Genomic DNA, 12,191 nt, shown 5'->3' on the forward strand with positions numbered 1-12,191 from the left:
TCCGTCGCCGACATCGACCCCACCACACGCACATCAGCCTCAGCATCGACAAACGAGAACATCGACACCTCCCCCTCTGTACGTCCGGCCGATAGCCTTGTGCCACCGCCTGTTCCAGATGACCGGCCACACTGTGAAGCCGACCCCGAACCGATGACAACAGACTATCGGAGGCCACCGACAAAAACGGTCCCCTCACCGAGCTGCGAGCGAAAGGAAGAACGCGATTCAACCGCCCGATCGGCTCATCCCGTCACCAGTGCCGGAAAGGCTGCCGATCGTGTGCTGGTCGCTTTCGACCTGCCGGGCGCCCACCCGCTGTCGAGGTCACCGACTTGGCCCAGCCACATCCTGCACCCCAATCGCAACCCGAACGCCGTCCACCATCGACTCTCGGCTACTGTTGCTTCGCGGGCATGCCGCCGCCACCGGGTTCGGCCTCCGCGCTGCTGAAGGTTCACGGGAATTCAAAGGGGGATGGCTGGTGCAAGTTGATCCGCAGTTGCTTCGGGAGTTTGCTCAACAGACATCTCAAACCGCGAGTTCGATCAGATCTAGTACCCTCGCCGGCGTCATCGTTGAAGCGTTTTCGGGAATGCCCGGGTCGACTAGCGCGTGGGCCTCGCACGAGGTCGACTCATTTGCGAGAGACCGCACCGAGCGTCTGGCGAGCGGCTACGACGGCCTTGCGGTTTCCGCGCGCGGCAGCGCCAACAACTACGAAGTCGCGGAAGCTGATTTCACCGCAGCTATCAAGCGCAGCTTCCCCCGATGATTCCGTCGCGTACTCGGTTGGCCGGATGGGATTTCGGATCGATTCTCAGCGGGGCGAGCACTGTGAGGTCGCGTGGCGAGACCATCGAAGAACAAGCCTCGGGGATTACCGCGCGGTGTTCGATGATGACCGCCCTCGGGAATTGGGACGGTGTCGCCCACGACGCCGCGGTGTTGGCGTTTGAAAGAGCCAAGAAGTCGTCGATCGCTGCCGCCACCCTGGCCGACGACCTATCCACAGCAATGACGAACGGCTTTTGGGCCCTGAGTTCGGCCAAGCAGTTGCTGATGTCCAAAGCCGAAGAGATCGAATCGGGTTCGTTCAACGTGCTCGACAGTTGGGTCGTGACAATCAAGCCCCAAGAACTGGACGCCGACGGGGCGCGCGATCTGGTCGCAGAGCGAGTTCAGAAGCAGATCGAGATCAACCAATTCGTCATCACCATGGGGCAGGCCGACTACTCGACAGCGGCCGGTATCACCGCAGCGGCACGCTCTGCGGGTGCAGACGTGAACTCGGGGCAGTTGGTGCCGACACTTGCGGGGCTACTCAGCGGGCGTGGTGGTATGCCTGAGGACGACGTACCCAATCCAGCGGACCCGATGGGGCTCAGAAAACAACTTGCCATCGCAGCTGCGGATGCCGCATCCACCGTGGCCCGTGAGTCCACCGGAACAAACGCCAAGGGCGAACCCACCAAGACTCTGTACATGCAAGATGGCAGCAAGAAGGTTTACACCGAAACGAAGAGACTGAACTACGGCAGGAACTACCCGGTGTTGAGGGAGGAGATATTTGATCCAGCCGGGACGCTGGTTACCAGAACCGAGACGACTGCGTGGGGCAAGGATCCCAACGGGGACAAGATCACGACGACCTATCTCGCCGGTACCGGCAACAAAGTTGTAACTTGGACAAAGCCGGACGGGACAGTGATCAAAACCGAACTCTATGACCCGAGTGGACGTCCGCTGGCGAAGGCCGACGTTCCCGACGGTTCATTCTTCACGCACCCAGCCGCAACATTGGCTGGTGGAGCACTAACAGCAGGCGACAGCTACTTCAACGGCGCCGCGGATAAGACTCCCGCGGCGCTGACGAAGAGTTATTTCCAGAATGCAGGCGCAGGCGCGAGACTCGGCGGGGTCGGTCTAGCAACTGGTATGGCGATATACGACGTCATCACAGCTGACAGTCCTCGCGACAAGTGTATTGCGGCGTGGTCAGGCGCGGCCGGAACGGTCGGCGGTGTTGCGACGGGAGCCTTAATCGCCCCACCAGGCGCGGTGACCGGGCCTGTCGACGCTGCTCTCGTCACCGGTGGTGCCGCCTTCGGATCATGGGTGTTCGGCTGGATGGGGAAAGAGATCGGAGAGGCTGTTTGCGATTGATCACCGACGCGTGGAACCGACTGCCGAGCCGACGACGGTTGTGGCCCCTCACCGCTCTCGCCGTCTTCATCACCGGATTGTGGTCCTGGCAAGGAGTCGTTGCGGCGCTGGAGGGCCGCTGGCTGTATGTGTTGTTCTATGTGCCCGGCGCCATCGCCTGGTTGAGTGCCTGGTACCCCGCTTATGAAGTCTACCGGCATCGCGGCGCCGACTACGGATCTGACAGAAACACCGTTGCCCGCACCAACGACGGAATCGCCTTTCGTCAGTCTCGGCGCATTCATGTCCTGACCGCGGTCAGCATCTTCACGATCGTGCTCGCCTGCGCGGTGTTCGCGGTCGGCACGTGGACAGATCGGCTGAGCTTCCCGATGAGTCGTTCGCAGGAGGCTGTCTTCGGCGTCCTGGCAGCCATCCTCGCGGTCTGGTACACGGTCACCGGCATCTGGTTCCTTCTCGGATGGGCGCGATTTCCCACCGTCGAGTGCACGCCGACGGCCATCAGATCGCGCCGATTTCTTTCGTCACAGCAGATCTCGTGGGATGAGGTCGTCGGGGTCAGTGCGGTCGCCGACAGCAAGAATGCCAGCATTCACCTGTTGACGTCCGAGAACGACGTCCCCCATCACTGGTTCGGGCCGGCATTGCCGCGGGCCAAGAGTGGGCCGTTCATCTGTCCCGCAGACCTTCTCGGCGTCGGCACCATCCGACTACTGGAGTTCCTCGACCACTACTCGATCGATCCAGACGCCCGATCCGAACTCGCCGACGGACGAGCAATTGACCGAGCGCTGACATGATCGGCAGTCCCGTGGAATCTGCAGTGTTTGATCGCGGTTTCCGCGACTAAAGGCTGCAGATCACTCCGAGCCGGCGTCCTGGATCCTGGCGAAGGGCCTTGCGGCCTCGAGTTCGTAGGAGAGTTCGAGGAGAGTGCGTTCGTCACCGAGGTCGGTGGTGAAATGTATGCCGATCGGCAGCCCCGTCGACGTCTGCGCGAGCGGCAGGCTGATGCCGGGTGCGCCGGAGGTGTTGTTGGCCGGGGTGAACGCGATGTAGCGGGTCAGGCGATCCAGGATGACGTCGAAATCGGCTGCGGGATCGAGATATCCGATCTTCGGGGTGGTGTGCGCCAGGGTCGGCGAGAGCACCGCGTCGAAGCGGTCGAAGACCTCGTGGAAGCGGTCGGTCGAACGGCGAAGCCCACGGATCGCCGCCGGGGTGCGCCACATCCGCCGCATGTATCGCCGGGACAGTCCTCGGGTGAACGGGTCGAGCTTGCTGCGGTCGTAGCCCTTGCCGATCGTCCGTTTGCCGAGGCGATCCAGGGAGAACGCCAGCATCCCCCAGTAGTCGATGAACTGGTCGACGTAGGACCTGTCGACCGGGATGGGGATGAATTCGGTTCGGTGGCCGAGACTTTCGAGCAGTTCGGCGGTCGCCGTCAATCCCGCCTGGGTGTCGTCGTCGAGCAGCTGACCGGTGAGCGGCTCGGTGAGCATGGCGATGCGCAGGCGTCGGTCGGAAGGTCCCTCGACCAGACCGACGGGCGCGAGTCCCGGTGCGGCATGGTACTTTTCGGCGCCGGCGAGGAAGCTCGCGGTATCGCGAACACTACGGGTGACGACGCCATTGGTGATGAGGTCGATCGGCATCGCCCTGGCCTGCGCCGACTGTACGACGCGGTCACGCGTGAGCTTGAGACCGACGAGTCCGCACGCGGCGGCGGGAATGCGGACAGAACCGCCACCGTCGTTGGCGTGGGCGATCGGCAGCGCCCCGGACGCGACGAGTACCGCCGACCCGCCGGAGGACGCACCGCACGAGTAGTCGGTGTCCCAGGGATTGCGGGTGGGATCGCGATCGACGAACTCCGTCGTCGCGGTCAGCCCGAACGGCGGCAGCGTGGACGCGCCGACGATGTTCACCCCCGTCGACAGCAACTGATCGGTGAACGGTTCGTTCGATCTGGCCGTCCGCACCGGTACCGCCGCCGACCCGTACGTCGTCGGGATGCCGGCCATCCGGGTGTTGTTCTTGATGATCGACGGCACGCCGGTGAACACGCCGACCGGAAAGTCGTCGTCCACGGCCCGCTTGCGCGCCCGCTCCCGATCGTCGATGGCGACGCCGTTGAGCGCCGGGTTCACCTGGTCGATCCGCGACAGCGCCGCATCGACGGCTTCGGCGGCCGAGATCTCGCCGGCGTCGATCGCGGCGGCCACGCCGACCGCGTCCAAATCTCCCAGAGCGTCATCACCGAACGCATGCACATGCCTCATGCGCCACAACCCTAGCCGCCACGGGTGAACTCCGATGATGATGCCCTATGTGCTCGGCATCATCGCCATGACATCGTCGGCCAGGCGCGCGGCGAAGACGTCGTCGATGCGCTTGCCGAACACCGCATGGTGATAGAGCGGCGCGATGATGTGGTCGAGGATCTGCTCGACGGTCGGCGTCTGCTCGTCACGGGCCGCCGCCCGGGCCACCATCTGCTCGGCCTGCCCGCCCCGCACCGCCCAGCACGGGCATTCGTCGACAAGTTCCTCACGCGCGACCACCATCGCGCGCAGGTAGGAGCGCCGTTTGGGCCGACCGATGTCGGCGGCGATGATCTGTGCCCACTCGGTGAGGTCGCCACGCAGGTCACCGGTATCGGGAAGGTCCTCGCCCCGGGTGAGAGCGGCGACGGCGACCTCCTCGACCAGCGTGGTGATCGAACCCCACCGCCGGTAGATGCTGCTCGGATTGACCCCGGCGAGCTCGGCGACCTGCGGGATCGTCATGGTCTCGCGCTCCCCGCGGCCGACGAGTTGCCCGACCGCGCTGTAGACGGCCTGCTGCACCCGCGCGCTGCGGCCCCCGGGACGTCGGGCGTGCTGTCTTTCCGCGGCCTCGGACGTCGTCGCCGACCCCGTCACCTCGGCCTTCGGGTCTGTCGCCACACTCATGGACTCAATTATTGCAAAATACGTTGCTTTAGGTGGGCGGCCGGGCTACGTTCAACTAAACGCAAACCAATTTGCTTTTGGAGGTTCGATGTCACGTCTGCATCCACACCGCGCGTTCTGGATCGTCGCCGCGACCGTCGTCATGGTCCTGTTCGCCTCGGCCGCACCGTCACCGCTGTACCCTGTGTATCAACAGCTCTGGGGCTTCTCGTCGTTCACGCTGACCGGCGTCTTCGCCATCTATGTGGTGACGATGCTGGTCAGCCTGTTGTCGGTGGGCTCGCTCTCCGACCACATCGGCCGACGTCCCGTGCTGGCCGTGGCACTCGTCCTACTCATCGCCAGCATGATCCTGTTCCTCGCCGCCGACGGTGTCGGCGTGCTGATGGCGGCCCGCGCGTTGCAGGGACTGGCCACCGGCGCGGCCATCGGAACCCTGACCGCAACGGTCGTCGACATGGCGCCCAACCCCCGCCTGGGGTCGGCGATCACCGGCGCGGGACCGACGATCGGACTCGCCGGCGGCGTCGTGGTGGCCGGAGTCCTGGTCCAGTACGCACCCGCCCCACGCTTCCTCGTCTACGAGATCGTCCTGGCGCTATATGCAGTCCTGCTCGTCGCCCTGCTGATCATCCCGGAAACCTCGGAGCGGCAAGGGTTCTCCTCCCGCCGGCACCTGCTGCGCACGCTGGCCCCGCAGGCATCGGTGCCCGCAGAGGTACGGCGCCCGTTCTGGGCGGCGGTCCCCGCGTTCATCGCCACCTGGTCACTCGGCGGGCTGTACCTCTCGCTCGGCTCATCGGTGGTCGCGCGGGTCTTCGGTGTCACCAACCATGCCGAGGCGGGTCTGCTGCTGTTCAGCTTCTTCGCCTCGGGCGGACTCACCTCGTTGCTGATCACCTCACGCACCGTGGACACCAAACTCGCCATCGGATATCCGGCGCTGGCCGGTGGCGTGATCGTCTCGCTGGTCGGCATTCTCGCGGAGTCGCTACCGCTCTACGTGGTGGGATCGCTGATCGCGGGCGTGGGTTTTGCCGCGCTCTTCCTCGGCGGCCTCGATTCGGTCAGCGCAAAGACGCCGGCACCCCAGCGCGGACAGGTCTTCTCCGCGGTGTTCATCGTCAGCTATCTGGCGTTGAGCGTGCCGGCCGTGATCGCGGGCATCATGGTCAGCCACATGGGTTTACGTGCGACGATCATCGCGTACGTGGTGTATGTGCTGACGGTGACCGTCGTCGGCGCGCTGATCGGCATCGGGTTCGGGCGACGTCGGCATGGCAGCGCCGCCGTCGCCGCACCGGCCGCGATCGTCGCCGCACCGACCCCGGCCGCGGCCACCTGCGCCGCCGGCGAGCGCGGCTGATACCTGCACACGGGTTTGCGACCGCGATCCGGCAGGGTATTAAGGTAGGCATGCACCTGAAATTCAGTTCAAGTGAAGAAGCTTTCCGAGACGAACTCCGGACATTTTTCACCACCCAGATCCCCAAGGATCTCCGGGAACGCGAGGCCGCAGGCAAGCTCGACTACCCCGACGACATCGTCACCCTCTCCCAGATCATGAACTCGGCGGGCTACGCGGTACCGCATTGGCCGACCGAATGGGGCGGCAAGGACTGGTCTCCCATCCAGAGCCACATCTACCGCGAGGAGATGAGTCTGGCATCGGTCCCGGAGCTGCTGCCGTTCAACATCAGCATGATCGGACCGGTGATCGCCCAGTTCGGCTCGCAGGAACTCAAGGAGCGCTTCCTGCCCAAGACCGCCAACCTCGACATCTGGTGGTGCCAGGGCTTTTCCGAGCCCGAGGCCGGCTCCGACCTCGCCTCGCTCAAGACCCGCGCGGTCCGCGACGGCGACCACTACATCGTCAACGGCCAGAAGACCTGGACCACCCTCGGTCAGTTCGCCGATTGGATCTTCTGCCTGTGCCGCACCGACCCCGACGTCAAGAAGCAGGCCGGCATCTCGATGCTGCTGTTCCCGATGGACACCCCCGGCGTCGAGTTGCGTCCGATCCAGCTGATCGATGGCGGCTACGAGGTCAACGAAGTGTTCTTCGACAACGTCCGCGTGCCGGTGGAGAACCTCGTCGGCGAGGAGAACCAGGGGTGGACGCAGGCGAAGTTCCTGCTGGGCAATGAGCGCAGCGGCATCGCGCGCATCGGCTACACCAAGAAGAAGCTCGCCCGCGCCAAGGAACTGGCCCGCGAGGTCACCTCCGCCGACGGCAACCCGCTGATCGCGGATCCGCTGCTCGCGGCACGTCTGGCCGAACTCGAGAACGAGATCCTCGCCCTCGAACTGACCCAGCTCCGCGTGGTCGCGTCGTCGGCCGACGGCAAGCCCAATCCCGCGTCGTCGCTACTCAAGCTGCGCGGCAGCCAGCTACAGCAGGACGCGATGGAGTTGCTCGCCGACATCGCCGGACCCGATTCTCTGCCCGTCGCCGCACTCGACCCGGCAGCGCCCAACGGTTCGGCCGACATCCTCGCGCCGGAGTGGGCGCAACTGAGCGTGCCCACCTACCTGAACTACCGCAAGGTGACCATCTACGGCGGCTCGTCGGAGGTCCAGCGTCAGATCATCGACAAGGCCGTGCTCGGCCTGTAGGCCGTCCCCGCAGACCACGCCATACCTCCGAACCACCGAGGAACCCACATGGATTTCGAACTGTCCGAAGAACAAGAGATGTTGCGCGACACCGTGCGCGACGTGCTGAGCAAGACCTACGACGTGGAGACACTGCGCAAGGTCACCGACACCGAGCTCGGCTGGAGCCGCGATGTCTGGAAGTCGTTGGCCGACATCGGCATCCTGGGACTGACCATCCCAGAGGAAGACGGTGGCGCGGGTGCCGGCCCCGTCGAATTCGCCTCCGTCATGGGCGAGATCGGCCGGGCCCTGGCACCCGAGCCCTACCTGGACTCGGCCCTCGTACCGAGCTCGCTGCTCGTCGCGACCGCCGAAGGCGAACTGCGCGAAGAACTTCTGGGCGGCCTGGTCGGCGGTGAACTGCTGTTCGCCTTCGCCCATCAGGAGTCAGGCGACCGCTGGCCGGTCACCGCCGTCGGCGCCACCGTCACCGACGGCACGCTGACCGGAACCAAAACGCTTGTTCCACACGGTGATTGCGCTGACAAGTTGATCGTGTCGGCACGCGCGGACGGCGAGCTGGGCCTGTACCTCGTCGACGCCGGCGCCGACGGCGTCACCCGCACCGCCTACCGCACCCATGATCGTCGACGCGGCGCGCAGATCGTGTTCGCCGACGCCCCGGCCACCCGGCTCGGTTCGGGTGATGCGAGCACGATCATCGCCGACGCCGAGATCGGCATCCAGACCGCGTTGTGCGCCGAGGCCGTCGGCGCGATGGAACGCGCACTCGATCTGACAGTCGACTATCTCAAGACCCGCAAGCAGTTCGGCGTGACGCTGGCGACCTTCCAGGCCCTCACCCACCGGGCCGCCGACATGTACACGCAACTCGAACTGGCCCGCTCGATGAGCCTGTACGCGAGTACCGCGCTGGCCGACGGCATCGTCGACCCGATCATCGCCTCCCGCGCCAAGCTGCAGATCTGCCGCTCCGGCCGCCACATCGGACAGGAGGCCATCCAGATGCACGGCGGTATCGGCATGACCGCCGAATATCCGGTCGGCCACTACACCAGCCGGCTCACCGCGATCGGCCACACCCTCGGCGACGCGAACGACCACCTGCAGAAGCTGTCGAAGAACGTCAACTCCTACGATCTGGTCGGCCTCGCCTGAGGCACCTTGGCACGACGGGAGTGGTTCGAGTGGAGATCTTGCGGGACAACCTGGCACACGGCGCGTCGTACTCCCTGGTGGGAATCGTCTTGCTGATCATCGGATTTCTCGCTCTCGATCTGGTGACGCCCGGCCGGCTGCGGCAACTCGTCTGGGTCGAGCACAACCGCAACGCGACGATCCTGACCGTCTCGATGGTGATCGGGCTGGCCGTGGTGATGGTGGGCTCGGTGATCGAGACCGCCGACCTCGAACTCTGGCGCGGCCTCGTCTACACCATCGTCTACGTCGTGGTGACCATCGCGGTGATGATGTGGTCGTTCGTCCTGATCGACTGGCTGACGCCCGGCAAACTCGGCAGCCTGCTGCTCGAAGACGGCGACGGACACCCGGCAGCATGGGTGAGCGCCGCCGTCTTCGTCGGCATCGGTGCGGTGATCGGCGCGGTCCTGCTGGCCTGACGAATCGACTTATTGACGGTTGCTCAATAGGTGTCCTACTGTCCCGGGGTGGACGGCGAGCGGCCGTCCGGCCGGCACCGACACCGACGCAGGGGGAACGCACCCATGACCACACCACTCATCGAAGAATCCATCGACATCGACGCCACACCGGAGCAGGTGTGGCGGGTGATCGCCGACCTCAAGCGGATGGGCGAATGGAGCCCGCAGTGCAAGAAGATGATCGTGCGCGGACCGGTCGGTCTGGGCACCAAGACCATCAACATCAACCGGCGCGGACCACTCGTGTGGCCGACCACCGCGAAGGTCGTACGCTTTGCGCCCAACCAGGAGCTCGGCTTCCGCGTCACCGAGAACCACACCGTGTGGAGCTACACCATCACGCCGAAGAACCCTGGCACCCCGAAGAACCCTGGCACCGCGACGGGTTCGGGCGTCGTTGTGACCGAGCGTCGTGAGGTCCCCGGGAGCACCACCGCCGTGTCGAGGGTGCTGATCGACAAGCTGCTCGGCGGTACCGAGAGCTTCGAGGCGGAACTCAAGGTGGGGATGGCCGAGACCCTCGGCAAGATCAAGCGGGCCGCCGAGGCCTGAGCCACGAAGCCTCCCAGGCGGTCAGCCCTCGAGTTGTTCGAGCAGCGCCGGGAGGTCGGCGATGGAGTCGATGACGTGGTCGGGCACCGGCCCGAATTCGTCGCGTTGCAGGGCCACGAGCGCTTCCGGCCGGAATTTGCCGGTGCGGACGAGCACCCCGATCAGTGCGGACGCCTGGGCACCGAGCACGTCGTTGTGCATGTCGTCGCCGACCATCACCACCTGGGTGGGCTCGAGGTTCATGACCTCTACCGCCGCGCGGAAGCCGAGTGGGGACGGTTTGCCGATCGCCCGGATCTTGCGCCCCGACGCCTTCTCGAGGCCCTCGAGGTAGACCCCGGTGTCGATGGACAGGCCCTGTGCCGTCGACCAGATCATCGAGCGGTGCATGGCGACCACCGGCACCCCGTCCATGAGCAGTTCGAGCACCTTCGAGAGGGTGTGATGGGTGAAGACCGGACCCGCGCCGCCGAGCACCACCACCTCGGCGGCGGCGGGATCGTCGGTGATGTCCACCCCCGTCATGTCCTCGGCGATCGGGCCCTCGTTGAGCACCCACGCCCGCTTGCCCGGATAGGTGCGGGCGACGTATTCGGCGGTGAGCTTGGCCGCGGTGAGGATCTCCTCCGGTGCCACCTCGAAGCCGCAGGCATCGAGCGCCTCGGCGATCTCACCGCGTGAGCGGGAGGTCGTGTTGGTCAAGAACATTCGCGCATATCCGCGATCGGCGAGCGTCCGCACCGCCGCGACCGCACCCGGCAGTGCCCGCCACGACGTGACCATCACACCGTCGATGTCCAGCAGCAGCCCGTGCGTCATACCTCAAATCTAGGACCCCGCGGGTGAACATGCCCGTCGGCGGTCGCCGAGCGCGGTGACCGGCGATGGCATGCTGGGCGCATGCGTACGGTCACCGAACACCAGCGCGTCGTCGCGGCACTGTTCCCGGCACCCGAACCGGTCATACTGCCCGTGCCGGCGGCCCTGGGCCGCGTGACCGCCGTCGACATCGCCGCCCCGATCTCACTTCCGGGGTTCGACAACTCGGCGATGGACGGTTTCGCGGTGCGCGCCGCCGACGTCGCCGCGGCGAGTACCGCGCACCCGGTCCGGTTGCCGGTGGCCGCCGACATCCCGGCCGGCCGCGTCGACCCGCCGCCGCTGGCACCACACACCGCCCACCGCATCATGACCGGGGCGCCGATGCCGCGCGGCGCCGACGCGGTGGTGCCCGTCGAACTCACCACGTCGACCTTCATGACCTCGACGTTCACCGACTCCGGCGATGTCGTGGGCACCGAGGTGACGATCACCGCCGCGGTGCCGCCGGGCAAACATCTGCGCCCGGCCGGTTCCGACATCGTCGCCGGCGAGCCCGCACTGCCCGCGGGCAGCGAGCTCGGTGCACCACAGATCGGGCTGCTGTGCAGTCTGGGACTGTCGCAGGTGAGCGTGCTGCGCACGATGCGGGTGGCCGTGCTCTCCACCGGCTCCGAGCTCGTAGCACCTGGAATGCCGTTGCGGCACGGGCAGATCCACGAATCCAACGGGGCGATGCTGACCGCCTCGGCGATCGAGGCGGGCGCGAGTGCGACCCACGTGCACTTCGTCCCCGACGACACCACCCAATTCCGGCATCGGCTCGACGAGATCGCCGCGGACGCCGATCTGATCATCACCTCCGGCGGCGTGAGTGCCGGCGCCTTCGAGGTCGTCAAGGAGGCGCTGGGGATGACCGGCGGCGTGGAATTCGTCAAGGTCGCGATGCAGCCCGGAATGCCGCAGGGCTGCGGGCATTACCGCGCGCCGAACGGTCGCACGGTGCCGATCGTGACGCTGCCCGGCAACCCGGTCAGCTCACTGGTGTCCTTCGAGGTGTTCATCCGCGATCCGCTGCGCGCGGCGATGGGGCTGCGGCGCCGACGCGAGCGGCTGCGCGCACGGTTGCACACCGATCTCACCTCTCCTGCGGGCAAACGCCAGTTCCAGCGCGCGATCTTCCTACCGGACCCGCACGGCCCGCGGGTCACCACGGTGGGGCCGCCCGCGTCACATCATCTGAGCAATCTCGCCCGCGCCGAGGCCCTGGTCGACATCCCCGCCGAGACGGTGCGCCTCACGGCCGGCGACGAGGTCGACGTCATACGCCTGCGATGACCGTGCGGCCCAGATGGGCCGTGCACCCCGCCCGCTAAGCTGTACGGACGCGGCAACCGGCCGCACTGACGACGTCGGAGAG

General features: G+C 66.0%; 12 protein-coding genes. 9 read left to right on the top strand and 3 right to left on the bottom strand.

The features are described 5' to 3' along the window. The first annotated feature begins 484 nt into the window (after window positions 1-484). From ACLQ3C_RS06645 to ACLQ3C_RS06655, 3 genes are all read left to right on the top strand, one after another. Window positions 485-775 carry a type VII secretion target gene (locus ACLQ3C_RS06645; protein WP_425704257.1) on the top strand — a complete coding sequence of 97 codons (291 nt, stop codon included), beginning with the start codon at window positions 485-487 and terminating at the stop codon, window positions 773-775. Window positions 776-897: 122 nt separating this feature from the next. After that, window positions 898-2,166 (top strand): hypothetical protein, encoded by a 1,269-nt coding sequence (locus ACLQ3C_RS06650; protein ID WP_425704258.1) that lies wholly within the window; start codon window positions 898-900, stop codon window positions 2,164-2,166. After that, the gene (locus ACLQ3C_RS06655) at window positions 2,157-2,966 is read left to right on the top strand and encodes a hypothetical protein (protein WP_425704259.1); all 810 of its coding nucleotides are present in this window, start codon (window positions 2,157-2,159) and stop codon (window positions 2,964-2,966) included. Before ACLQ3C_RS06650 ends, ACLQ3C_RS06655 begins: the two co-directional genes overlap by 10 nt. 60 nt (window positions 2,967-3,026) lie before the next feature. Here the strand turns inward: ACLQ3C_RS06655 and ACLQ3C_RS06660 are convergent, their stop codons facing one another. Both ACLQ3C_RS06660 and ACLQ3C_RS06665 read right to left on the bottom strand, forming a co-directional pair. Further along, window positions 3,027-4,448 (bottom strand): amidase, encoded by a 1,422-nt coding sequence (locus ACLQ3C_RS06660; RefSeq protein ID WP_425704260.1) that lies wholly within the window; start codon window positions 4,446-4,448, stop codon window positions 3,027-3,029. Between the two features lie 45 nt (window positions 4,449-4,493). Then, window positions 4,494-5,120 (bottom strand): TetR/AcrR family transcriptional regulator C-terminal ligand-binding domain-containing protein, encoded by a 627-nt coding sequence (locus ACLQ3C_RS06665; protein ID WP_425704261.1) that lies wholly within the window; start codon window positions 5,118-5,120, stop codon window positions 4,494-4,496. Between the two features lie 88 nt (window positions 5,121-5,208). Here ACLQ3C_RS06665 and ACLQ3C_RS06670 point away from each other — a divergent pair, with 88 nt between their 5' ends. The 5 genes from ACLQ3C_RS06670 to ACLQ3C_RS06690 all read left to right on the top strand — a co-directional run bounded on the left by ACLQ3C_RS06670 (window position 5,209) and on the right by ACLQ3C_RS06690 (window position 9,952). Further along, entirely contained in the window at window positions 5,209-6,486 is a 1,278-nt protein-coding gene (locus ACLQ3C_RS06670) for an MFS transporter (RefSeq protein WP_425704262.1), read from the top strand. A gap of 50 nt (window positions 6,487-6,536) precedes the next feature. Then, window positions 6,537-7,736 carry an acyl-CoA dehydrogenase family protein gene (locus ACLQ3C_RS06675; RefSeq protein WP_425704263.1) on the top strand — a complete coding sequence of 400 codons (1,200 nt, stop codon included), beginning with the start codon at window positions 6,537-6,539 and terminating at the stop codon, window positions 7,734-7,736. 48 nt (window positions 7,737-7,784) lie between these two features. After that, entirely contained in the window at window positions 7,785-8,897 is a 1,113-nt protein-coding gene (locus tag ACLQ3C_RS06680; protein ID WP_425704264.1) for an acyl-CoA dehydrogenase family protein, read from the top strand. A 29-nt stretch (window positions 8,898-8,926) separates the two neighbouring features. Beyond that, window positions 8,927-9,358, top strand: coding sequence for a DUF350 domain-containing protein (locus ACLQ3C_RS06685; protein WP_425704265.1), 432 nt, complete (start codon window positions 8,927-8,929; stop codon window positions 9,356-9,358). Window positions 9,359-9,463: 105 nt separating this feature from the next. Further along, complete coding sequence (locus ACLQ3C_RS06690) at window positions 9,464-9,952, top strand: SRPBCC family protein (protein ID WP_425704266.1); 489 nt, start codon at window positions 9,464-9,466, stop codon at window positions 9,950-9,952. Window positions 9,953-9,973: 21 nt separating this feature from the next. Here ACLQ3C_RS06690 and ACLQ3C_RS06695 read toward each other — a convergent pair whose 3' ends face one another. Then, window positions 9,974-10,771, bottom strand: coding sequence for an HAD-IIA family hydrolase (locus tag ACLQ3C_RS06695; RefSeq protein WP_425704267.1), 798 nt, complete (start codon window positions 10,769-10,771; stop codon window positions 9,974-9,976). A gap of 81 nt (window positions 10,772-10,852) precedes the next feature. Between ACLQ3C_RS06695 and glp the strand changes: the two genes are divergently transcribed. Beyond that, window positions 10,853-12,109 carry a gephyrin-like molybdotransferase Glp gene (gene glp, locus ACLQ3C_RS06700; protein WP_425704268.1) on the top strand — a complete coding sequence of 419 codons (1,257 nt, stop codon included), beginning with the start codon at window positions 10,853-10,855 and terminating at the stop codon, window positions 12,107-12,109. Window positions 12,110-12,191 lie beyond the last annotated feature (82 nt).

The sequence above is a fragment of the Gordonia sp. DT30 genome, from assembly GCF_049844915.1.
Classification (GTDB): Bacteria; Actinomycetota; Actinomycetes; order Mycobacteriales; family Mycobacteriaceae; genus Gordonia.

What these genes read in the sequence shown, in the direction of transcription:
- ACLQ3C_RS06675 (WP_425704263.1), top strand. Translation starts at nt 6,537, where the DNA reads ATGCACCTGAAATTCAGTTCAAGTGAAGAAGCTTTCCGAGACGAACTC.
- ACLQ3C_RS06660 (WP_425704260.1), bottom strand. Translation starts at nt 4,448, where the DNA reads ATGAGGCATGTGCATGCGTTCGGTGATGACGCTCTGGGAGATTTGGAC.
- ACLQ3C_RS06665 (WP_425704261.1), bottom strand. Translation starts at nt 5,120, where the DNA reads ATGAGTGTGGCGACAGACCCGAAGGCCGAGGTGACGGGGTCGGCGACG.
- ACLQ3C_RS06690 (WP_425704266.1), top strand. Translation starts at nt 9,464, where the DNA reads ATGACCACACCACTCATCGAAGAATCCATCGACATCGACGCCACACCG.
- ACLQ3C_RS06680 (WP_425704264.1), top strand. Translation starts at nt 7,785, where the DNA reads ATGGATTTCGAACTGTCCGAAGAACAAGAGATGTTGCGCGACACCGTG.
- ACLQ3C_RS06695 (WP_425704267.1), bottom strand. Translation starts at nt 10,771, where the DNA reads ATGACGCACGGGCTGCTGCTGGACATCGACGGTGTGATGGTCACGTCG.
- ACLQ3C_RS06670 (WP_425704262.1), top strand. Translation starts at nt 5,209, where the DNA reads ATGTCACGTCTGCATCCACACCGCGCGTTCTGGATCGTCGCCGCGACC.
- ACLQ3C_RS06650 (WP_425704258.1), top strand. Translation starts at nt 898, where the DNA reads ATGATGACCGCCCTCGGGAATTGGGACGGTGTCGCCCACGACGCCGCG.
- glp (WP_425704268.1), top strand. Translation starts at nt 10,853, where the DNA reads ATGCGTACGGTCACCGAACACCAGCGCGTCGTCGCGGCACTGTTCCCG.